A 22,215-nucleotide genomic window follows, 5' to 3' on the forward strand; every position below is an offset into this window, starting at 1 on the left:
GTGGTGGCAAAATATACGCTGCCACCACAATTAAAAATTTATTCAAAATTAGCCCATGAAGCATTATTTATTTTCTTTATCTATTTCCTACCAATCATTTATTGCTCACTATTCCGGTGCTGCAAGTCATGTTCAAGTGATTACTCAAGAAGGGTTAAGGATCCGATTGCCTGCCTCCCACTTTCGGCAGTTCCTTAACCAAAGTGGGGTCAAAGGTCAGTTTCGATTAACAACTGACCAGAAAAATAAGTTTGTAAAGTTAGAGCAATTGTGATGCCTCATCATCAAATAAAACCACTATCACATTCTTGATAAATTTGTTTCATTGTAGTGTTGAAACAATTAACCAATCTTCAATAAAGCTTTTACAATAAAGCCGTGCATTACCCATAGTAAGCACTATGCTTATTCCAACCCCTACAAAAAAAATAATCAGTATTGTGGAGTGTAAATATGACCGCGCGTGATACTTTAATGCCGGTGCTGCTTGAAAAAGTGTATAAACTTATTCAAGACAAACTAGAGCTAGCTCAACAGCCATTTGTTACACAACTTGCAAATCATCTTTTTGGAAATGTGTCTCACGATGATTTACACGAAAGAAACGAGTCCGACCTTTACGGAGCGGTAATCAGTCTTTGGCATCATATCAACGAGAAAAAAGCAGAAGAAGTTTCTGTTCGAGTCTTCAACCCAACAGTCAGCAGGCAAGGGTGGCAGTCGACTCATACAATTGTTGAAATTGTGGTTCCAGATAGTCCGTTTCTCGTAGACTCGATAAAAATGGCGTTAAGCCGATTAGACCTTGCTTCACACCTTATGCTCCATGGGCCAACACAGATTGATCGTACAAAGAAAGGTTCGGTTTGTGGTATTAATAGTGGTTCAGGAATTTTCCAATCCCTTTTTCATATCGAAGTCGATAGATTAAGTGACAAAGAAACCATGACAGCTTTGAAGACAGAGCTGTTAAAAGTATTGTCTGATACTGGTTTGGTTGTCAAAGATTGGTTATTAATGGTCGAAAAGCTGGAAGAAGTAACTAACCAGCTAGAAACTCAAAAGAAGTCTCTTCCGATTGAAAAAGATCACTACAACGAAACGATTAACTTTCTTCGCTGGTTAGGAGATCACAATTTCACCTTCATGGGTTACAAAGAATACGACTTAGTTGACATTGAAGGTGATACTGAGCTGAGGCCTTCAAAAGATAAAGGTTTAGGCTTGTTCGCGGATTCAAATCGCGTACGTACTGCGAAACTATCTGAGTTTTCGGACTCGGCAAGGCTTGAAGCGAAAAAACCATATTTACTGATTGTAACGAAAGGGAATGTTCAGTCTCATATTCACAGGCCAGCTTACACCGATTATGTCGGGATTAAAAAGTTTGATAAAAATGGAAAAGTGATTGGTGAACATAGATTTACTGGTCTTTACACCTCTGCAGTTTATAACCAAAGCGTTGCTGGCATTCCGTTAATTCGTGAGAAAGTTGGACGTATTCTGGATGCAAGCGGCTATCGCGATGGTTCATATTCTTATAAAGCACTGCACAATATTCTCGAAAACTATCCTAGAGATGAATTGCTTCAAGCGAATGAAGAAGAACTGCTAGAAGTTGGAACTGGCGTTGTTCAGATGCAAGATAGAGACTTGCTAAGATTGTTTGTTCGGAAAGACCCATTTGGACGATTCTTCAGCTGCATGGTTTACGTAACAAAAGATCGCTACAACACAGAATTGCGTAGGCAGACTCAAAGAATACTAAAAGCTTCATTTGGTTGTGAACAAGAAGTTGAATTTACAACTTATTTCTCGGAAAGTCCTTTAGCTAGAACACACTACATTGTCCGTGTTGACAATAATAATATGAACGTAAACGTAAAAAATATTGAGCAAAACTTGATGGAAGCATCTTCCAACTGGGATGACCGCTTATCTGAAGCTATTGTTGCCAACTTTGGAGAAAGTAAAGGTTTACCACTTTCCAAAGAGTACATGCGTGCATTTCCAAGATCTTATAAAGAAGATGTAATGCCTGGCTCAGCAGTTGCTGATATTGAAAGACTTGAAGCCTTGGATGATAGCCACAAACTTGGCATGCTTTTCTATCGACCTCAAGAAGAAGCCGCTGATTCAAAAGCAGTCCGCTTAAAACTCTATCACCGAGATGAGCCAATTCACCTATCTGATGTGATGCCAATGTTAGAGAACTTGGGATTACGAGTGATTGGTGAATCCCCATATGAAGTCCATAAAACAAATGGTCAGACATATTGGATCCTTGATTTCTCAATGCTTCACAAAAGTGAAAACAATGTTGATCTTCGCGAAGCTAGAGATCGATTCCAACAGGCTTTTGCGGCTATCTGGTCTGGTGACTTAGAAAGTGATGGATTTAACCGACTTGTTTTAGGTGCATCACTCACTGGTCGTGAAATCTCTATTCTTCGTGCTTACGCAAGATACATGCGCCAAGTGGGTTTCCCATTCAGTCAACACTATATAGAAGAAACGCTAAGCCATTATCCTCATTTGGCAAAAGGTTTAGTCGAGCTATTTGGCAAAAGGTTTGATCCAAAATCTAGGGGTAGTAAGAAAGGTCAAGAAGATCTGATTAAGAAGATCACGCAACAATTAGATCATGTAGAAAGTTTGGATGATGACCGTATCATTCGCCGCTATATGGAAATGATTAATGCGACATTGAGAACTAACTATTACCAACTTGATGAAAATAATCAACCTAAACCTTGGTTGTCACTTAAGTTAAGCCCTAGTGATATCCCAGAAATTCCGAAACCCGTACCTGCATTTGAAATTTTTGTTTACGCACCGGATATAGAAGGTGTGCACCTACGTGGTGGAAAAGTTGCGCGTGGTGGTTTGCGTTGGTCGGACAGACAAGAAGATTTCCGTACTGAAATTTTGGGTTTGGTTAAAGCTCAACAAGTTAAAAATACGGTTATTGTACCGGTTGGTGCAAAAGGTGGCTTCGTATGTAAGCGTCAACATAACCTATCAAATAGAGATGATATTTTTGCCGAAGGTCAACGTTGCTACAAACGCTTTATTCGAGCGTTGTTAGATGTTTCTGACAATGTTATCGATGGCGAAATTATCCCACCAAAACAAGTCATTAGACATGATGAAGATGACCCGTATTTGGTAGTAGCGGCAGATAAAGGTACTGCAACTTTCTCTGATTTAGCCAACTATGTTTCAGAAGAATATAACTTCTGGCTAGGTGATGCATTTGCCTCTGGTGGTTCAAATGGTTATGACCACAAAGCAATGGGCATCACAGCTAAAGGTGGCTGGGAGTCGGTGAAACGCCACTTCAGAGAAATGGGAATTGATTGCCAGAAAACTGATTTTACCGCTATCGGTGTTGGCGATATGGCGGGTGATGTTTTTGGTAATGGTATGTTGTTGTCGAAACACATTCGATTGCAAGCAGCCTTTAACCACCTTCATATCTTTATCGACCCAGATCCAAAATCTGGTCCGAGTTGGAAAGAACGTGACCGCCTATTTAATTTACCTCGCTCTAGCTGGGAAGATTACGATTCAAAACTTATCTCTAAAGGTGGTGGCATTTTCTCTCGTCGAGCTAAATCAATTTCTCTTACTCCAGAAATCCAGAAAATGCTTGGCACGAAGAAGTCATCTGTTGCACCAAATGATTTAATCAAGATGATCTTGTCAATGGAAGTTGACCTTCTGTGGAACGGCGGTATCGGAACTTACGTCAAAGCGTCAACAGAGACTCATACTGATGTTGGCGATCGAGCAAACGATATATTACGTATTGATGGTCAAGACTTGAAAGCCAAAGTAGTCGGTGAAGGCGGTAACTTAGGTATGACTCAGCTTGGTCGTGTTGAATACGCGCTGAAAGGTGGCCGAGTAAATACCGATTTCGTCGACAACGTTGGTGGGGTAGATTGTTCAGATAACGAAGTTAACATAAAGATCTTTTTGAATGGTCTTGTGACTCAAGGTGATCTTACAGTTAAGCAGCGCAACAATATTCTTGAGTCGATGGAAGATGAAGTAGGTGAAATTGTACTTGATGACGCATACTGTCAATCTGAATCAATTTCCGTTACTGAACAGCAAGGCGTATCTATCGTTAAAGAGCAGATTCGCTTTATCCATGCTATGGAAAAAGCAGGTCATTTAGATCGTGCACTTGAATATATTCCAGATGACGAAACTTTGCTTGAGCGTGAAAAACTAGGTTTAGCGTTGACGAGGCCAGAGCTTTCTGTGTTAGTAGCATATGGAAAAATGGTACTAAAAGAAGAGTTAGTTCACGAAGATATTTCAAATGATGAGTTTCATGCGCAGCAGCTAACAAACTATTTCCCAACCAAGCTGCGTGAAAAATTTACCAAGCATATGGTAAATCACCCGTTGAGATCTGAAATAATTGCTACAGCGTTAGCCAACCAAATGGTGAACGAAGTAGGGTGCAACTTTATCACTAGGCTGCAGGAAGAAACTGGATCAACAGCGGTAGATATTGCTAATGCTTATAGTGCAGCTCGAGAAATTTTCTCACTCGGCGACGTATTAAAACAAGTTCGTGCACTGGATAACAAAGCTGACGCGAATGCTCAGTATGATGTTATATATTTTGTGCGACGTACTTTGCGACGCCTAACTCGTTGGTTATTACGTAATAGATCTACAAAGCTTTCAGTTAAAGAAGTTGTGGAGCTATACAGAAGTGACGTGGTAACCATTACAGAAAATCTCGATAAGATACTAGTTCCTGAAGAAGTTGATGAACATAATCAAGTTGCTAAAGCTTGGGTAGAGAAGGGGATTAGCTCCAAAGTTGCTAACTATGTAGCGCGGCTATCAAGCTTGTACTCTGTTCTTGATATTTCTTCGGCTGCTAGAGAAACTAATCACTCAGTCGAACAAACTGGTAAACTCTATTTCTATCTTGGCGATAGACTTTCACTTCATTGGTTCTTGAAACAAATCAATACTCAAGCAGTAGACAATCACTGGCAAGCTTTGGCTCGCGCCGCGTTTAGAGAAGACCTCGATTGGCAGCAGCGTCAGCTAACAGTCCAAGTTTTGAGTTGTACTTGCGACCCGAAAGAGTTTGATGTGTTAAAAGCATTGGATGAATGGATTGCGAGTAATGAAGTTGCACTACACCGTTGGGAAAATATTCTTAATGAGTTTAAAGTTGGTTCTGTACATGAGTTTGCGAAATTCTCAGTAGCGCTAAGAGAGCTTAATTTATTGAACTTGAACTGTTTAACTAGCGAGTAGTTTGATTTTTAAAGGTTACTTAAAGCCCGCATGTTGCGGGCTTTGTTAATCCCTAAATACATAATTAGTGAAAGAGTGACGTTGTCACAATGGGTAGATTTAACCGTCATCAAACTAGATTGATTGCTCTACTATTTGGTATTAAATCTTTGAGGTGAAGAGAAAGTAAGATACATGGATAATATTGAAATTAATAAATGGTTTCAGAAGTTAAACAAATAGGGTACTAGTTGTAACTAATTGAGTGTAAAAGCTCTAACTCGAGCTTCTAAAATAATTATTTTGGCCTTAAATTAAAATTTGAATTGAATTAAAACCAAAATACGTAAATAATATTGTCCCGTTTAGACGGGATTTTATCGGAGGCACAATGCTTTACCGTATAGCAAGAACAGGCTTTTTTCAACTCGATGCCGAGAAGGCACACGACCTTGCAATTCAAAACTTCAAACGCTTTACTGGCACACCACTTGACATCTTTTATCGTCAACAACTTCCAAATCGCCCAGTCGAATGCATGGGACTAACCTTTAGAAACCCAGTAGGGTTGGCTGCCGGCTTGGATAAAAACGGTGAGTGTATAGAAGCATTTGATGCTATGGGCTTTGGTTACGTCGAAGTTGGCACGGTTACGCCACGTCCACAACCTGGAAATGACAAACCAAGATTATTCCGTCTTATTGAGGCCGAAGGAATTATCAACCGTATGGGGTTCAATAACCTAGGTGTTGATAATCTAGTAGACAATATTAAGAAGTCGAAGTTTAACTGTTTACTCGGTATTAACATTGGCAAAAATAAAGACACGCCAATCGAGCAGGGAGTTGAAGATTACCTTATTTGTATGGATAAGGTTTATCAGTATGCTGATTATATCGCGGTCAACATTTCATCTCCAAACACTCCGGATTTAAGAAGTCTTCAATATGGTGAAGCTCTTGATGAGTTGTTATCAGCATTGAAGTCAAAGCAGAAAAAACTCGAAGATATCCACGGGAAATATGTACCTATCGCACTAAAGATCGCACCAGATCTAAGTGATAAAGAAATCAGCCAAATCTGCCAATCCCTCGTTAAGCATGAGATTGATGGTGTGATTGCAACCAACACAACATTAGATCGTTCGTTGGTTGAAGGTATGAAAAATGCTAATGAAACCGGTGGTTTAAGTGGGCGTCCTCTAACACTAAGAAGCACAGAAGTAGTAAGGCTTCTTCACAAAGAACTAGATGGTAAGCTGCCAATCGTCGGAGTAGGTGGTATCGATTCTTATGTTTCGGCAAAAGAAAAACTTATGGCTGGAGCTAGTTTAGTTCAAGTATATTCTGGGTTTATATTTAAAGGTCCATCATTGGTAAAAGATATAGTTAAAAACCTTTAGAATAAATCAGTAATTTTTAGGTGACGCTGTCACGCTAAGATGATATAAATAAGTCATTAATTTTCAAGAAATTGAAGAGGAACAGCTTGAAGCTTTTCCTCTTTTTTTTTATTCAATCCTTCATAGAATTACAAAGTGTTATATAGGTGCTCAATTGATGCCTCTATTTGATAACAGAAAAGAGTGATTAGGAACGATGTTGAAACCAAGTGATAAATGGACTTGGTACTATGACGAAGGAGAGGGCCATTTGATGCTCGATCTGGGGGATGACATAGTATTTAAGACCAATCTGCCTAAAAAGCTGTTAGTAGATTGTGCTTTCGGTATCAATGAATTTTCTGTTGACGATGCGTCTTCTTTCCAAACGTTCAGAGAACAAATCGCGACATTGGATATAACCGAACCAAGACAAGCCGAATTGACGCTTTACTGCGTAGCGGCAAAAAGATTTCATAAGACAGTCCAACCAAGAAGTTGGTTTTTTGACCGCTCTAATAATGGCGATGCTCCAGAAGAAGGGGATATCGTATATTTAGAGAACCAACATAATAGTGGGTATTTTATTGTGTTGGATGTGGGCGAGTCTGCAAGCTTGTGTTCGTATATTGATTTAGAAGAATACATATTGGCTCCAAGTAAGGAGCTTCAATTTGGCCAAGCAATAAAAGTGATGCATGACCGCCTGACTGTCACTGGCAAAGTTCATGCTCGTCAACAAGTGTTTATGGCTGGATAAAAATTCGTTCCTTTGCTTTATTTTATATCGGCCTTCGGGCCGTTTTTTTTATCCAGGAAACTATCCTATCAACCAATCTCCTTCAAAAGTGCTCCTCAATACTTTGTGTTGATTCATTCATTGAGTCAATTTTTGTTCATTTTTCGTAACGAAAGTTATCGATTCGACTAAAGTAGAACAGCATCTATCGAGCAGAATCGTTCGATTTATTCCTCATTTAATTCGATTTGTCATAAACTTACCAACATAAATTGTAATTGGTATATACCAAAGTTGGCGTGAATAAAGATGCATTATGAGATTTTGTTGGGGACAACGTTATTGCCAATATATTGAGCTAAAAGAATTTTGTGCGGTTGATGAATGTGGAATCTAATGTCGCCTTAAAAGGCATGTTTGATTTCATCATTAAACAATGTCGGGTATAATCCGTCGTCATTTAATTGTATTTTGTAGTGTCATGCATCAATATCTTGCAGTAACATCTAATGGGCTAGAGAACCTACTAGCCGAAGAGTTGACAGAACTCGGTATTTCCAACCCAAAACCAGTTCAGGCTGGAGTCAAATTTAAAGCAACCAACGAACAGGTATATCGCTGTTGTTTATGGAGTCGGTTAGCTTCGCGTTTCGTCCGTGTACTGTCAGAATTTACCTGCCAAGATGACATGGATCTATACCTCTCTGCCACCTCAATCAATTGGGTTAATTCGTTTCATAGTACCAAGAAGTTTATTGTTGATTTCAATGGTACCAACCGCGAGATTCGCAACAGTCAATATGGTGCGATGAAGGTTAAAGATGCAGTTGTAGACAGCTTCGAAAAGAAAAATTTACCTAGACCTTCTATAAGTAAAGAAAGGCCTGACTTACGTATTCATGTTCGTTTGCATCGTGATAAAGCTCTAATCGGTATCGATATGGTTGGTGGAGGTCTTCACCAGCGAGGTTATCGACCGGCATCTGGAAGAGCACCACTACGAGAAACTTTAGCAACGGCCATTATCTTAAGAAGTGGATGGGATAAAAGTAGATCGCTTTTAGACCCTATGTGTGGATCTGGAACCTTGTTGATTGAAGCTGCGATGATTGCGAGCAATATGGCTCCTGGATTGAAGCGTGAGAGATGGGGGTTTGAGGCGCTAGAAGACTTCCAACCTGAGTCTTGGGCGGAGATAAAATCCGAAGCAAATATTCAAGGCAGACGTGGTGTCAAGAAAGTTGACTGCAAGTTTTATGGCTTCGATAACGATGCGAAAGTATTAAAGATCGCACAAGATAATGCACGTCGCGCGGGTGTAGATTCGCTTATCGAATTTAAACAAGCAGATGCGTCGACGTTGACTCGACCAGCAGATTTCGAAACGGGTGTGATTGTCTCGAACCCACCTTATGGTGAAAGATTGGGTACACAGCCTGGTTTAATTGCTTTGTACACTACTTTCGGTGCTCAACTGAAATCTGAATTTGGCGGTTCAAGCGCTTCAATATTCTCAAGCTCTAATGAATTGTTGAGCTGTTTGCGTATGCGTGCTGACAAACAGTTTAAGTTGAACAATGGTGCGTTACAATGTCACCAGAAGAACTATCTAATTTCTACGCATACGAATTCTTCCGAGCAAAAGTCCAATGGGGGAGAGCCTCAGCAATCTTCAGTAGTTGCTCCTGATTTTTCCAATCGCCTCAAAAAGAACATCACGAAAATTGGTAAATGGGCGAGAAAAGAAGCGTTAGATTGCTATCGAATCTATGACGCCGACTTACCTGAATATAACGTTGCTATCGATCTTTACCAAGATCATCTAGTTATTCAAGAATACGCAGCGCCAAAAGATATTCCTGAAGAAAAAGCCAGCCGCAGACTTACCGATATCATACGAGCTGCAATTAATGTAACTGGTATTGATGCAAATAAAGTCGTACTAAAAGTACGCCAAAAACAAAAAGGCCGCTCGCAATATCAGAAACTGAGTAGTGAATCTGAACAAATAACGGCAAACGAGTACGGTGTAAAGCTGATCGTTAACCTTTATGACTACTTAGATACCGGATTGTTCCTAGATCATAAGCTCACTCGAAAAATGTTGGGTGAAATGGCGAGTGGAACGGATTTTCTGAATTTATTCGCATATACAGGCTCTGCTACTGTTCACGCAGCATGTGGTGGGGCGAAGTCTACAACAACAGTTGATATGTCGAAAACATACCTTGACTGGGCCAAGGAAAATATGAAGCTTAATGGACAAGTTGGGCGACAACATTCCTATGAGCAAGCGGATTGTTTACAGTGGCTTGAAAATACAAATAAGAAATTCGACCTTATCTTTATCGACCCGCCAACGTTCTCAAACTCAAAACGAATGGAGCAGACATTCGACGTTCAGCGTGACCATATCTTGTTGATGAAGAATTTAAAGCGAATTCTCAAAGATGGTGGTACAGTCGTATTTTCCAATAACAAACGTCACTTCAAAATGGATGTCGATGGTCTATCTGAGCTAGGGCTTGATGCGAAAAATATCTCGAACAAAACGCTTCCGCTCGATTTTTCTAGAAACAAGCACATCCACAATTGTTGGGTAATTACACATAAATCGTGTTAACTCTATGGATAAAATGCTTACTTTGTACAGCACAGAAGGGTGCCATTTATGTGAAATGGCACTTGAACTGATTGATCAGCTTAATCTGCTACGGGCAACGGATGTCGTCGATATAGCATTTAACGATGAGCTATTTCAACGTTACGGCGTCACTATTCCAGTCATTGCATTCCAAGATACTGAGCTAAATTGGCCTTTCGACTTAAAACAACTACAACAATGGTTAGATAAACATGGCATTACTTACAATTCATAATGGCCAACTTGCTTTTGGCGATCATCCACTTCTTGATCATGCGGATTTTACTTTGCAAGAATCTGAGCGAGTTTGTTTGGTTGGAAGAAATGGGGCTGGAAAGTCAACATTAATGAAAGTTCTAGCAGGAGATATCCTGCTAGACGATGGCAAGTATCAAATCACACAAGATGTAGTCGTCTCTAGGCTAGAGCAGGATCCTCCAAGAAACGAAACTGCTTCAGTATTTGACTATGTCGCTGATGGCTTAGCTGAAGTGGGTGAGCAGCTAAAGATCTATCAAGATCTATTGGATCTTGTTGCTGAGGATCCGACGGAGCAGAATATCCAAAAGCTAGCCAGAACTCAGGAGCAGCTAGAGCATGCAGGTGCTTGGCGATTTGAGGATAGAATCAAGAATATTCTGAGTGCACTCAAACTTGATGGGCACACAAAACTCAATGAACTCTCTGGAGGCTGGCAGCGAAAAGCAGCGTTAGCTAGAGCTCTCGTCTGTGATCCTGATGTTCTTCTACTTGATGAACCAACCAACCATTTAGATGTAAAGACAATTGAATGGCTAGAAGGCTTCCTTAAAGATTTTCGTGGTTCGATTATTTTTGTTTCCCACGATCGTACTTTTATCAAAGCAATGGCGACCAGAATTGTTGACTTAGACCGAGGCCAGTTGAACTCCTTCCCAGGAGACTACGCAAACTACCTGACAGAGAAAGAAGAACAACTTCGTGTTGAAGAGATGCAAAATGCAGAGTTTGATAAAAAGCTCGCGCAGGAAGAAGTTTGGATTCGCCAAGGTATTAAGGCGAGACGCACTCGTAACGAAGGTCGCGTACGAGCGTTGAAGAAACTCCGTGAAGAGCGCAGTGAGCGTCGTGAAGTTCAAGGTAAGGTTAACCTACAGATAGATGATGCGGTACGTTCAGGTAAAATTGTCTTCGAGGCAGAAAACCTCAACTATCAATACGAAAATCAGAATATCGTCTACAACTTTAGCTTCAACATTATGCGTGGCGATAGAATCGCTCTGATAGGTCCAAATGGATGCGGAAAAAGTACATTACTCAAAATATTACTTGGCGACTTAAAGCAAGATAGTGGCAAGTTGCATTGTGGCACCAAGCTTGAAATAGCGTATTTCGACCAATATCGAGAAGCCCTAGATCCTGAAAAGTCAGTTATCGATAACTTAGCAGATGGTAAACAGGAAGTGATGGTTGGCGGGCGGCAGCGTCATGCGCTGAGCTATTTGCAAGACTTCTTGTTCCCTCCTAAAAGAGCTCGTACACCAGTTAAAGCGTTATCCGGTGGCGAGAAAAATCGCTTATTGTTAGCGCGTATTTTTCTAAAGCAAAACAATTTATTGGTGCTAGATGAACCAACCAATGATTTAGATATCGAAACATTGGAACTTTTAGAGGATTTGCTTGCCAACTATCAGGGTACTTTGCTTTTGGTTAGTCACGATCGTGAGTTTGTGGACAATACGGTAACGACCAGTTGGATATTTGAAGGGAATGGCTTCATTGAAGAGTTTGTGGGTGGCTATCATGATGCCCAGCAACAACGCGAACAAGTTTTAAAGTCTCGTGACCAAGAAACGACAAAACCAGCAGCTGAAGTTAGCGTAGAAAAACCGAAACAAACGCTGTCGAACAAAAGCAGTAAACCGAAAAAGTTATCTTACAAATTACAGAGGGAACTCGAATCTCTACCTTCTCAATTAGAAGAGTTGGAAGAGCAGATAGATAATCTACAAATGCAAGTGAATGACGCTGATTTTTTCTCTCAGCCTGTCGATGTCACTCAACCAGTTTTAGATAAACTTTCTGCCACAGAGCAGGAATTAGAAATTGCCTTCGAGCGCTGGGAAGAGCTCGAAGCGATGCAACAGGAAAGTTAAAGATTAATGAGTAGTAAAATTTTTAAGCGTACCGCTATAGCAGCTTCACTGCTGGCCGTTTCACAAGCACATGCTGCGTTGTATCGTGTGGTGCAGGTTTCTCCAGAAGTGACTTCCGCAACTTCATATTCTTATGGGGATGCTATTCAGCCAGGGGACAATGGTTATGCACTAGGTTGTTTTGACTCTAGCGCTACTTGTGGTGATGGTTCGAGTTATGAGATGGCCTATGACACAAACTTATATACACCTGGAGGAGTAGGATATAGGGAAGAAGTGCCATTCGGAGTTGACAATCAGTTTCAATATATTGGCTCTGAATCAGATTTCGAAAGTTACTGCAATACGTATCTTGGTTATTCCTATTGTGATGGTTGGGCTAACTACCAATATAACCCTTGGGAAAATGAACAAAACAGCACTGTTAATGTGAGTGCTTATGTAGCCGTTGACAATATCAATACTCCTACCCCTACAAGTTATACTTCTTCAACCGGCAACACGGTGATAAATAGCTTATACGGAGCAGTACCAGCCACACCAACGGCTGTAGGAAATCAAAGTACATTTTCTGACGGGTTAAATTATAGAAATAAAGCTTTTAGCGAAAATTCGACTACAACAGATAACGCTATTAGTTCGTATGACCAAAGTAGAGCGTTCTTCAGTGATGGTACATATACAGTAGGCAGTGTTTCAACTGTAGATACTGCTAACAACAGCAATAATCATTTGCTTTCTTATTACTCTCAGCCGGCTATTTGGGACCCTAGTGCTAGTGGTACTGAAATAAAGGTATTCGACTTTCAAGATGGAGGTTCAAGTTATAAGGATAGCATGTTTGGGCAGGGTAGTATTCGTGGATTCGTGACAGATGGCTCTGCCTTGTACGCGGTCGGTTATGATACATATACATCAAGTCAATATATGCAAGCTACAATATTTAGTACGACAGATTATGTGACTAATGGAATAGATGGTGCGACTTGGACAGTCACCCCTGTTACTAACGCAACAGTATTAGACGACGGTAGCCGTGTTTATTGGCGTACTGTCGTAACTGCCATAAATAAGAACTTAGTCGCGATAGGCAATGCCAAACGCAGTGTTGCGCAAAATCAGGCTTATCCAAATCGAATGTTTGTCATTCCTGATGTATCTTCCTCGCCAACTGCAACATATCTCTCCACTGGGATATTCGCAAATAGTGTTGGAGGAAGTGCAAACGCAATCAATAGCTCCAATGAAATTGTTGGTCAAGTTGATGCAGAGAGTAACCAAGAAATTGATGGTAAAGCACGAAGACTAAGAGGCTTTATTGACCCATATAGTGGCACTGGTACCGACACTGACCGACGCAAGATTTTCAATAATCAAGCTTGGTTGCTTGATGATTTAACTAATGGTGATAATGGTAACGGTAACAACTATTCCACCGCAAATAATGCTTATCGAATCATCGATGCTACGGGTATCAATGATGATGGAGTGATTTCAGCGACAGCAATCAAATGTCTAGAGTCTGGTGGTTATGATGATGATGGTGAGTTTGCTACGTGCGGTGGTGGTAGTGGTGTAGAGGTTACGGTTGCCGTTAAGTTAGTACCAATCCCTGGCGCTAGCTATGCTAACAATAATATTGACCCAAGAGCAACGACCTATCCCAAAACTGAACGAAAAGGTGGCAGTGTAGGGTGGTTAGGTTTATCACTTCTGACTCTTCTAGGTTTGCAAAGAAGGCGCCGAACCTAATATCAATAGGTTAAATAACACACAATAGCACAGAATCACATTTTTGCTTCTGTGCTATTTTTATTGCTTGCTCCAGCGCATATTTTGATCAATTCTTAATGTTAGGGTCATAAAAGATCCGCATGGACGTAACACTTGTCAGTTGCGTTACAAAACATCAGGTATGAGGATGATACTATGAAGAGACAAAAGCGTGACCGTCTTGAAAGAGCACAATCCAAGGGTTATAAAGCTGGCTTGAACGGACGTTCTTCCGAGGCTTGCCCTTATCAGCAAATGGAGGCTCGCTCCTGTTGGTTAGGCGGTTGGCGTGATGCCAGAGTTGATTTACAAGCTGGTCTCTACAAATAAATTAAACACCTCTACAATTTGATTTAATATACTCAAGTCCTATAAGCCCCTATCCGGGGCTTTTCAACAAACCCATAACGCACTATAACTAAATTATTAGGTTAAAAATATAGCAGCGAATTTTCGCTGCTATATAAAACCAATATTAGAAATTAGACGTATCTTGGAAAAGGCCAACTTTTAGGTCTTTCGCTACGTAGATTTCTTTACCGTCAACAAGTACGCGGCCATCTGCTAGCCCCATAACTAGTTTACGGTTTACAACACGCTTCATGTTGATTTCGTAAGTTACTTTTTTTGCTGTAGGTAAGATTTGGCCAGTGAATTTAACTTCGCCAACACCTAGTGCACGGCCTTTACCTTTGCCGCCGACCCAACCTAGGAAGAAACCAACTAGCTGCCACATAGCGTCAAGGCCTAGGCAACCTGGCATTACTGGGTCACCAGGGAAGTGACAATCAAAAAACCATAGATCTGGAGTAATATCTAGCTCTGCAGTGATAAGACCTTTACCATATTCGCCTTCAGTCTCAGACATTTTAGTAACACGGTCCATCATCAACATATTTGGAGCTGGAAGTTGAGGGTAGCCCGGTCCAAATAATTCGCCCTGACTTGAAGCTAGAAGTTCTTCGCGGGTATAAGAATCTTTTTTGTTTTGCATTAGTAAATCACTCTAAATTTAAGTAGTGTGCATGTTAGTGAACAGGTGTAAGCTTAACAAGTCCGATGAGTGTTATACAAACCAATTTTTAACCCAGCTCAAGATTCCAGTGGAATGTTCATGCCTTTCAAAGCCTTCAATACGTTTTGCTATCTGGCGAACTACGCTGGTTTCATCATCTCCACGGAACGGATGACTCATCAAAATAGGTACCGCTTCATCTACAGTAGAAACAGACCAAATGTGGAACTCTTCGTTCTTGATACTTTCTACAACGTCTTTGTGTAGAGAAAGGTGTTTGAGGTTTGATTTGGGAAGAATTACCCCTTGTTTACCCGTTAAGCCTTGGTGTTTGCATACATGATAAAAGCCTTCGATTTTTTCGTTGAGGCCTCCAACAGCTTGAACTCTACCAAACTGGTCGACGGCACCAGTTACAGCAATTTGTTGGTTGATTGGATATTCAGAAAGCGCACTAACCAGGGAGCATAGCTCAGCGAGCGAAGCACTGTCACCGTCGACTTCACAGTATGACTGTTCGAACACAACAGAAGCAGAATAGGGTAGAGGTTCGTCGAGGTTAAGGGCCGAAGACACGAATGCTTGCATAATCATCATGCCTTTCGCGTGTAAATTGCCGCCCAGTTCCGCTTTACGTTCAACGTCTGAAATGTCACCGTCACCAAAATGAATTACGCAAGAAATTCTCGCAGGCTCACCATAAGAGAGAGGATGCCCAGGTACATCAATAACGGTCAAACCATTAACTTGGCCTACGCATTCACCTTGAGTTTCGATAATGACCTGTCCATCAAAAATATCTGATAGTGCACGCTCAGGTAGGTAGGCTTCTCTAAAGTATTTCGCTTCTATGGCATTATCTATATCTGTATCAGTGAAAGTAGAATCAGAAGTGCGCTCAATTGCTGCTTCTTCTAGCAAATTTCGGTACCACATGACATCCAAAGGCAGGTAGTTTTGGTCTTCAGTGTATCTCGCACCTTCGGCCATTAGTTTCACCAAGCTTCCGCTTGTTAACTCTGGAAGAGCGTATTTGTTACAAAGCCACTTTATAAAACCTAAGTAAACTGGGAATGATTGTTCTGTCAGCTCTATTTCTAGCTCATACTCGGTATACAAGTTGAAGCCATCATTGATGTCGCTATCGATGTATTGGAAGTCATCCAATGTTTCACGACTACCAACTACAATCAGTTTTAAATCGTAGTTTTTACTTAGCTTTTTAGTTGGGATGTTTTTCCCAGAGAGGTTGATTGGCTCAATGGACTCACCAAACAGCGCGGACTTTAATTTAAACCAACCTACTGGGTTAGCGGTGATTAGGTTTGCCGAGACTAATAGTATTCCGCCGTCAGCCTTATCTATTAGGCCGGGTTGTTGGTGAGAAACTTCGCCAGTTTTGTTTACTGAATAGCTACCGAAAATAGATTCAAAACTTAAACTTTCTGTTGAGATGATTGGCACATTTTCTGGAGTTATTTTATCTAGCGCTTCAGATAAAAGACTACGATACAAAGCATTGTCAGGCGCTTTTACGGTAAGCACTTTGGTTATGCCAGAAAGTTGAACGAACTTTTCCAACGATTTTTTGAGTCGCAATTGAGAATCTAGGTAGTAAATTTCTGAAATCGATTGGTATTGTTCTAAGGTAGAACTAAAATTATCAAATTGAGGTGTTACAGAACGCCAGCTTTCGTGGTTCATTGAGTTTCGTATCGTGTTTCTTCAAAGACTATAAAGTATATAGAATATCTGACTGTTGTGTTAGCAACAAATGATCCATTGCAACGTTTGTAGTGAGATTATTGTACAAACTATAAGTTATGAGTTACGCTGTAACTAAGATTGGAAGGGAGTTGTATTTAATGAAATATCAGCAGCTTGAAAACCTCGAATGTGGTTGGAAATGGCAGTATCTAATAAAAAAATGGAAAGAGGGCGAACATATTACTCGTCATCTAGACTCAAGTGAAGCTGAGTCTGCTGTTCAAGAGTTGTTGGTAATCGAACATGAACCTGTAAAAGTCTTATCGTGGATCGATGAAAATATGTCGTTAGAGCTCGACAATAAGCTCAAACAAGCAATCAGGGCGAAAAGAAAACGACATTTCAATGCAGAGCAGGTTCATACCAAGAAGAAATCCATCGACCTTGATTACAGAGTTTGGGAAAAACTCTCGAGTAGGGCGAATGAATTAGGTTGTACGTTGTCGGATGCAATCGAATACCTTTTAAGTGAAGCGTCAAGAAGTGAAAAAGCGAGTAAGACCGTAAACAACTTAAAACAAGATCTTACGAAGCTATTGTCTGATTAAGGAGTTTCAGATGCTGTACGCATTTTTAATTATTGTTCTTGTAGTAGCCTGCTGGATTGCTGCTCAAGAGAAGCCTTTGCTGCACGTAAAGTTCAAAGGAGGTGTCATTGTTTGGTCAAAAGGGCATTTCCCACAAATGTTCAAACATAATGTCATAGAAATTGGTGAAATAGTCCCATTTGATGGTGAGATAAAAGTGTTTCAGAGGCGATCTGGGCCTGAAATTAAGTTTTCACATATCATTCCTCAAAAAGTAAAACAAAGAATTAGTAATGTTTTCCCTCACCAAGGCTTTATATCTGACGGTGAAGATAGAAAGAAAGGCTAGTTAGAGTCGTATAGTTTAATTAATTATAATAACTCGTAACTTTATTCTCGTTGATACTATACGCTTATCTAGCGTTCTTTTGTCTACTTGATAATAGAAACAATATGTTCGGAATAAGTAATTGCCTCTAAGTTTCTGTTTTATTTACGTATAATCTCTTATGTTCTAGCTGATTACTTGCACAGGAAATATGTGCAATAGAATGAGCCACCTCATTAGAATATTTATTCTTTTTCTGAGTTTTACAAGCTTAAATATAATATTCCAAATTTGTTCATCGACGTTCAATTACAACAGGCATAACATTCAAACTAGAAAGCTTGTTTGAGGAGAGTATTAATGAAAGTTGTAGTTGAGTTTTTGGAGTCTGGTCGTTTTAGAGATAACTTTTGGGATGGTGAGTTCTACGTAAATCGTGGCGAACGTCGAGCGGTAACCCCTTCTTTTGCTGCACAACTAATTACCAACCAAATTGCATCTTTGCAACGTATTGAAGATAGTAAAAACTCGTAGTATTTAAACTGTAAGTTACCTGACGCTTTGAGCCGGTCAAGTTGTTGTTCGGCTTAAGCTTCTTTCAAAAACTGTCCATTCTCTATCTCATTTTCTTCCTCTTCCCACTGAAAGACTACATATTTAAATCGTTACATTTTTTCATAGTTACTTTGTGTTGTTGGTTACTACTATTCTGCGAGTTCTTTGGTAACCTTTTGTTCACAAACATTTGGCGCAATATAAATATAAGCATCGGTTCTTTCCAAGGTGCATCGCTGTAACTAAAGGAATAACGTCATGATTGAGTCGAAGGAAACGATAGTCCGTTGGCTAATGTCCGTTGGAATAGTCATCTTCGTTTTTATTATTGTTTACGCTAGTTTTACACGTGAAAGCTTTTCTGATAATCGATACAAAACACTCAAAGAATTTACACAACTAAGTCATGCACAAAGGCATAGTATTGTTGAAGATTATGTCTCCATACAGCACATCAATCAGAATAAAATGGATGCTTTCTATGCATGTGTTAGTGAACATGCCTTTACTAAAAACCCCAATACTGAGCTAGGCTACATTGCAAAGCTATGCAAGAAAGATTATGAAAATAACTTGTTGTCTCGGTATGTCAGTTTCGACAATTTTGAAAAGGGTTTTAACAAAGACAATGGTTCATATGAAGAGCTGAACAACATCCTCAAGAATAGAATAGGCAATACTCACTCTTATCAACCAATTACGACTTCATATAGATTTGTCACTTATGGAACTACGATGCCAAAAGCTATAGTCAAAACCCGTTTTAGCGAAAAAAATAGTTCGGGGAAAATAGTTAAGCGTGATGCAACAGCTTCTGTCGACGTGTCTACTGGAAAGGTTTTAAGGGTTATAAGTGTTTTGTAAAAATGCTCATCAATCCATTGTTATTGCTAGCTAGTTTTATGCTGAACCTGTAACCTTGCTTCTATCTTTTATGATTCCAATAACGGTTAAGTAGGCAGTTAAAATGAAGGTTTCATTTATCGGAGCTCAAGGAACAGGAAAGACTACAACATTGGAGCGAGTTGTAAGTAAACTATCGGGTACTTACCATATCGTACCTGATCAATATAGGCTTCTTAGTCGCGATCTCGGGTATGACAAACCGAGGTCAGTAGTGTTAGAAGCAGGGGAGTCTCAACGTAGCCAATCGATGAGTGCATTTGTCAGTAGCTCAATTGCCAGCTTTTCACAAATGAGCGTTAGTAACTGTCAGTTTACTTTTGCTGACTTGGACCCCATAAGCTATTACGCCTTCTATGAATATTGGATACATAGAGCAGCTCAAGAGCAAAATTGTAAGCCTGTCGTTTTGCCATCTATCAAGAAACTAGCCAAGCATTACAGCGATATGTTTGACATAAACTTTTACTTTCCAGTAAACGCCATACCCCTAAAAAGCGATGATATGCGAGCCTACGATCTAGCATTTCAATTCGAAGTTGACCGAATCATTCGCTCTTGTATCGAAGCTTTTAAACCAAAAAATTTAGTCAGAATCGAAAGTACAACAGTAGAAGAGCGGTGTGAGGAAGTCTTGAGTTATTTGAAGTGATAAAAGAAGGCCGTAGTTAACGGCCTTTACAATGATTAGCCTTTATAGGCTACACCTTCAAAACATAAGTTGAGTAGGTCAACAATTTCGTCTTCTGTTGGTTGTCTAGGGTTGCAACCCGTACAAGCATCAGCCATGGCGTTTTGAGCCATAGTTCTTACTTTTACTGACCAATCATCAGCATCAACGCCAAACTGTTTAAAGCCATCTTCAATTCCAACCGAAGAACGAAGCTGCTCAATTCTGCATGCTAGAGATTCAGAGTTATTTTCATCGACTAGTTTAGCTAGCTGAGCATATTTCGCTTCTGACTCCTTAGCATTGAAACGAATCACGTTTGGTAGCAAGATTGCATTCGCTCGACCGTGAGGAACGCCAAACATTCCTCCAACTTGGTGAGCCATTGAGTGCACAATACCAAGTAGTGCATTGGTAAAAGACATACCCGCTAAACATGAAGCATCATGCATTGTTTGTCTAGCATCTAAGTCATCACCATTTTTGCATGCAGTAGGTAAAGTCTTAAAGATATCAACGACTGCTCTTTCCGCTAAGCTGTCAGTGTAAGCATCAGCTAAAGGTGTGACATAGGCTTCCAGTGCATGTGTTAATGCGTCCATACCAGTATTTGCTGTTACGTGTTCTGGCATAGATTTACAAACTTCACCATCAACAATGGCTACATCTGGGCATAATTCATAAGAAACAAGAGGGTACTTCGTACCTTTTTCGCGATCAGTTATAACAGATACGCATGTTGCTTCCGTACCAGTCCCTGAAGTTGAAGGGATCGCTACGAACTTCGCTTTGTTTCTAAGAGGCTTGATTGTAAATGGTGGAATAATATCTTCAAATTTTGTATCAGGATATTCGTAGAACACCCACATTGCTTTTGCTGCGTCGATTGCAGAACAACCACCTAAGCCAATGATCCAATCCGGTTGGAAAGATTGCATTTCATCAAAGCCACACATGACCGTTTCTATAGAAGGGTCGGCTTCAACACCATCAAATACGTGTACTTCAAATCCTTTTGAGCGCAATAGTTGCTCAGCTTTATCGATATATCCAGTGCGTCGCATCGAACCTTTGCCGGTGACAATCATAGCTCGCTTACCTGATAGCTCAGTCAGCTTTTCAAATGTGCCAATTCCATGAAATGTTTTAGAAGGAACGATAAAATTTTCAGCCATAGTAGTTTCCTGAATAATATATGTAGTATCGATTTTTTTGAATTTTGACTTTACGTTATTATTACCAGTATTTTAAATATTCAATGGTTAACCTTGGGTTATCGCACAAACTATTAGTAAACAGCATTGTCAATAACTACTATATAGAAGTCATCAATAATAAAAGATAGCTAAAAGTAGTACTTTGATACTTCTTCTGGAATATCTTGTATCGTATCGCTATTTTTTAAAGATACGGGTAGTCGCTTAATTTTCAATTCACCATTATCTATTTGAAAATGTACAACTCTTTCACCTGACAACTCTAGTTCATATTCAATATCAAAGGCTTGGTAGGTTCCATTGACCTCAAAATCCTCCGTTCGAGCGGTGAAGCTCAATACTTGATGAGAGTTAATCCCGTCATTCAAGAAAATTAAATTATCATTGAAGTTTATTGTTTTTAATAGTTCGACACATGTTGGTAATGAGTCTAGTGTGATGGTAATCATGGTGAGCTCTCATTTATTAATTCTCGACCTGTGTATGATCCACTATAATAAGAAATTGTAAATGTAAAAAACAAACATATTGTCCATTAGTGAAAAATTGGACAATAGATATTGTTATAAACAGATGTACACTTTATAAAATTATATAAAAACATAGATCCGTACTGACTACTAATTGGCGTAGAAAAACTGGCAAACTCCTTGATAGAGTAGGGTAGTGAATAAATGTTAGACAGTAGTTTAAGGGAGCCTTAGATGATTGAGTCGTTTATAAGGGAAATATAGCCTAAGGTTGATTCTGCTCGGTTCTTTGTTTTAAACAGACTTGATACGCGTTAACCGTAAGATTCTTGAACGTTGTAGTACTAATTTTCGAGCCTCAAAATGAAATTTAAACATGGTTCACGTGCTTCAGTTAGATTGAAACTTGTTAAGTTTGTCTGCTTAAGAAACAAGAACCTTCATAAAGTATCAGGTTAATGTGACTGCCCATGACGTTTCGTCGAAACAGGAGCTGGCAACAGAGCAACAACGCGGTACTAGCTTTTTGAATAGTGATTCCAGTGATGATAAAGCTAAGTTAGTTAACAACTATAGACATTGAGTCGACGCACTTAGGCTAGCCAAGACAAGAAGCGACAGGCTCTCGAAATAAGAATGCTGCGACAATATTGTTGAATTCTACAAGTCAGACACGAGTACCAAAGGGAAAATACTTTATATCTAATAATCAGTAAAATAGCTGCAAAGCAGATAACTTACTGATTATTAATGTAAATTATATATTTTATGGTAAATGATAGTTATGTTTAATGATACGTTGCCGCTAAAGAGCATA

The 22,215-nt window shown here is 39.8% G+C and carries 18 protein-coding genes; 14 read left to right on the plus strand and 4 right to left on the minus strand.

Annotated features, from left to right (window positions below; genetic code table 11):
• The first annotated feature begins 55 nt into the window (after positions 1–55).
• The 9 genes from L7A31_RS11855 (at position 56) to rmf (ending at position 14,276) form a co-directional block, all read left to right on the plus strand.
• Positions 56–274 carry a DUF2835 domain-containing protein gene (locus L7A31_RS11855; RefSeq protein ID WP_237361851.1) on the plus strand — a complete coding sequence of 73 codons (219 nt, stop codon included), beginning with the start codon at positions 56–58 and terminating at the stop codon, positions 272–274.
• A 179-nt stretch (positions 275–453) separates the two neighbouring features.
• Positions 454–5,295: an NAD-glutamate dehydrogenase gene (locus L7A31_RS11860; RefSeq protein WP_237361853.1), complete on the plus strand. Its 4,842-nt coding sequence runs from the start codon at positions 454–456 to the stop codon at positions 5,293–5,295.
• Between the two features lie 370 nt (positions 5,296–5,665).
• Positions 5,666–6,676: a quinone-dependent dihydroorotate dehydrogenase gene (pyrD, locus tag L7A31_RS11865; protein WP_237361855.1), complete on the plus strand. Its 1,011-nt coding sequence runs from the start codon at positions 5,666–5,668 to the stop codon at positions 6,674–6,676.
• Between the two features lie 196 nt (positions 6,677–6,872).
• A complete protein-coding gene (locus tag L7A31_RS11870) occupies positions 6,873–7,415 on the plus strand; it encodes a cell division protein ZapC (RefSeq protein WP_237361857.1) in 543 nt (180 codons plus the stop codon).
• Between the two features lie 460 nt (positions 7,416–7,875).
• Entirely contained in the window at positions 7,876–10,017 is a 2,142-nt protein-coding gene (gene rlmKL / locus L7A31_RS11875) for a bifunctional 23S rRNA (guanine(2069)-N(7))-methyltransferase RlmK/23S rRNA (guanine(2445)-N(2))-methyltransferase RlmL (RefSeq protein ID WP_237363555.1), read from the plus strand.
• A gap of 13 nt (positions 10,018–10,030) precedes the next feature.
• Entirely contained in the window at positions 10,031–10,273 is a 243-nt protein-coding gene (locus tag L7A31_RS11880; RefSeq protein WP_237363556.1) for a glutaredoxin family protein, read from the plus strand.
• Positions 10,251–12,173 (plus strand): ABC transporter ATP-binding protein, encoded by a 1,923-nt coding sequence (locus L7A31_RS11885; protein WP_237361859.1) that lies wholly within the window; start codon positions 10,251–10,253, stop codon positions 12,171–12,173. The genes L7A31_RS11880 and L7A31_RS11885 overlap by 23 nt, the downstream gene beginning before the upstream one ends.
• Positions 12,174–12,179: 6 nt before the next feature.
• Complete coding sequence (locus L7A31_RS11890) at positions 12,180–13,925, plus strand: DUF3466 family protein (protein ID WP_237361860.1); 1,746 nt, start codon at positions 12,180–12,182, stop codon at positions 13,923–13,925.
• A 177-nt stretch (positions 13,926–14,102) separates the two neighbouring features.
• Positions 14,103–14,276 carry a ribosome modulation factor gene (gene rmf, locus L7A31_RS11895; protein ID WP_237361861.1) on the plus strand — a complete coding sequence of 58 codons (174 nt, stop codon included), beginning with the start codon at positions 14,103–14,105 and terminating at the stop codon, positions 14,274–14,276.
• A 145-nt stretch (positions 14,277–14,421) separates the two neighbouring features.
• On the opposite strand, the gene fabA is transcribed toward rmf, so the two are convergent.
• Complete coding sequence (gene fabA / locus L7A31_RS11900; protein WP_237361862.1) at positions 14,422–14,940, minus strand: bifunctional 3-hydroxydecanoyl-ACP dehydratase/trans-2-decenoyl-ACP isomerase; 519 nt, start codon at positions 14,938–14,940, stop codon at positions 14,422–14,424.
• Positions 14,941–15,012: 72 nt separating this feature from the next.
• Positions 15,013–16,665 (minus strand): S16 family serine protease, encoded by a 1,653-nt coding sequence (locus tag L7A31_RS11905; RefSeq protein ID WP_237361863.1) that lies wholly within the window; start codon positions 16,663–16,665, stop codon positions 15,013–15,015.
• 161 nt (positions 16,666–16,826) lie between these two features.
• On the opposite strand from L7A31_RS11905, the gene matP reads away from it, so the two are divergent.
• The 5 genes from matP (at position 16,827) to L7A31_RS11930 (ending at position 19,693) form a co-directional block, all read left to right on the plus strand.
• Positions 16,827–17,276 (plus strand): macrodomain Ter protein MatP, encoded by a 450-nt coding sequence (matP, locus tag L7A31_RS11910; RefSeq protein ID WP_237361864.1) that lies wholly within the window; start codon positions 16,827–16,829, stop codon positions 17,274–17,276.
• Between the two features lie 10 nt (positions 17,277–17,286).
• On the plus strand, positions 17,287–17,604 hold the full coding sequence (locus L7A31_RS11915; protein ID WP_237361865.1) for a DUF3634 family protein: 318 nt from the start codon (positions 17,287–17,289) through the stop codon (positions 17,602–17,604).
• A gap of 339 nt (positions 17,605–17,943) precedes the next feature.
• Positions 17,944–18,117 (plus strand): hypothetical protein, encoded by a 174-nt coding sequence (locus L7A31_RS11920; RefSeq protein WP_237361873.1) that lies wholly within the window; start codon positions 17,944–17,946, stop codon positions 18,115–18,117.
• Between the two features lie 279 nt (positions 18,118–18,396).
• Positions 18,397–19,002: a hypothetical protein gene (locus L7A31_RS11925; RefSeq protein ID WP_237361874.1), complete on the plus strand. Its 606-nt coding sequence runs from the start codon at positions 18,397–18,399 to the stop codon at positions 19,000–19,002.
• A gap of 103 nt (positions 19,003–19,105) precedes the next feature.
• Positions 19,106–19,693 (plus strand): AAA family ATPase, encoded by a 588-nt coding sequence (locus tag L7A31_RS11930; protein ID WP_237361875.1) that lies wholly within the window; start codon positions 19,106–19,108, stop codon positions 19,691–19,693.
• A gap of 35 nt (positions 19,694–19,728) precedes the next feature.
• On the opposite strand, the gene L7A31_RS11935 is transcribed toward L7A31_RS11930, so the two are convergent.
• Together L7A31_RS11935 and L7A31_RS11940 are read right to left on the minus strand one after the other, a co-directional pair.
• The gene (locus L7A31_RS11935; protein WP_237361876.1) at positions 19,729–20,886 is read right to left on the minus strand and encodes an iron-containing alcohol dehydrogenase; all 1,158 of its coding nucleotides are present in this window, start codon (positions 20,884–20,886) and stop codon (positions 19,729–19,731) included.
• A 170-nt stretch (positions 20,887–21,056) separates the two neighbouring features.
• Complete coding sequence (locus tag L7A31_RS11940) at positions 21,057–21,377, minus strand: hypothetical protein (RefSeq protein WP_237361877.1); 321 nt, start codon at positions 21,375–21,377, stop codon at positions 21,057–21,059.
• Positions 21,378–22,215 lie beyond the last annotated feature (838 nt).

This window comes from Vibrio marisflavi CECT 7928 (assembly GCF_921294215.1).
Lineage (GTDB): Bacteria > Pseudomonadota > Gammaproteobacteria > Enterobacterales > Vibrionaceae > Vibrio > Vibrio marisflavi.

What these genes read in the sequence shown, in the direction of transcription:
- L7A31_RS11855 (WP_237361851.1), top strand. Translation starts at nt 56, where the DNA reads ATGAAGCATTATTTATTTTCTTTATCTATTTCCTACCAATCATTTATT.
- L7A31_RS11860 (WP_237361853.1), top strand. Translation starts at nt 454, where the DNA reads ATGACCGCGCGTGATACTTTAATGCCGGTGCTGCTTGAAAAAGTGTAT.
- pyrD (WP_237361855.1), top strand. Translation starts at nt 5,666, where the DNA reads ATGCTTTACCGTATAGCAAGAACAGGCTTTTTTCAACTCGATGCCGAG.
- L7A31_RS11870 (WP_237361857.1), top strand. Translation starts at nt 6,873, where the DNA reads ATGTTGAAACCAAGTGATAAATGGACTTGGTACTATGACGAAGGAGAG.
- rlmKL (WP_237363555.1), top strand. Translation starts at nt 7,876, where the DNA reads ATGCATCAATATCTTGCAGTAACATCTAATGGGCTAGAGAACCTACTA.
- L7A31_RS11880 (WP_237363556.1), top strand. Translation starts at nt 10,031, where the DNA reads ATGCTTACTTTGTACAGCACAGAAGGGTGCCATTTATGTGAAATGGCA.
- L7A31_RS11885 (WP_237361859.1), top strand. Translation starts at nt 10,251, where the DNA reads ATGGCATTACTTACAATTCATAATGGCCAACTTGCTTTTGGCGATCAT.
- L7A31_RS11890 (WP_237361860.1), top strand. Translation starts at nt 12,180, where the DNA reads ATGAGTAGTAAAATTTTTAAGCGTACCGCTATAGCAGCTTCACTGCTG.
- rmf (WP_237361861.1), top strand. Translation starts at nt 14,103, where the DNA reads ATGAAGAGACAAAAGCGTGACCGTCTTGAAAGAGCACAATCCAAGGGT.
- fabA (WP_237361862.1), bottom strand. Translation starts at nt 14,940, where the DNA reads ATGCAAAACAAAAAAGATTCTTATACCCGCGAAGAACTTCTAGCTTCA.
- L7A31_RS11905 (WP_237361863.1), bottom strand. Translation starts at nt 16,665, where the DNA reads ATGAACCACGAAAGCTGGCGTTCTGTAACACCTCAATTTGATAATTTT.
- matP (WP_237361864.1), top strand. Translation starts at nt 16,827, where the DNA reads ATGAAATATCAGCAGCTTGAAAACCTCGAATGTGGTTGGAAATGGCAG.
- L7A31_RS11915 (WP_237361865.1), top strand. Translation starts at nt 17,287, where the DNA reads ATGCTGTACGCATTTTTAATTATTGTTCTTGTAGTAGCCTGCTGGATT.
- L7A31_RS11920 (WP_237361873.1), top strand. Translation starts at nt 17,944, where the DNA reads ATGAAAGTTGTAGTTGAGTTTTTGGAGTCTGGTCGTTTTAGAGATAAC.
- L7A31_RS11925 (WP_237361874.1), top strand. Translation starts at nt 18,397, where the DNA reads ATGATTGAGTCGAAGGAAACGATAGTCCGTTGGCTAATGTCCGTTGGA.
- L7A31_RS11930 (WP_237361875.1), top strand. Translation starts at nt 19,106, where the DNA reads ATGAAGGTTTCATTTATCGGAGCTCAAGGAACAGGAAAGACTACAACA.
- L7A31_RS11935 (WP_237361876.1), bottom strand. Translation starts at nt 20,886, where the DNA reads ATGGCTGAAAATTTTATCGTTCCTTCTAAAACATTTCATGGAATTGGC.
- L7A31_RS11940 (WP_237361877.1), bottom strand. Translation starts at nt 21,377, where the DNA reads ATGATTACCATCACACTAGACTCATTACCAACATGTGTCGAACTATTA.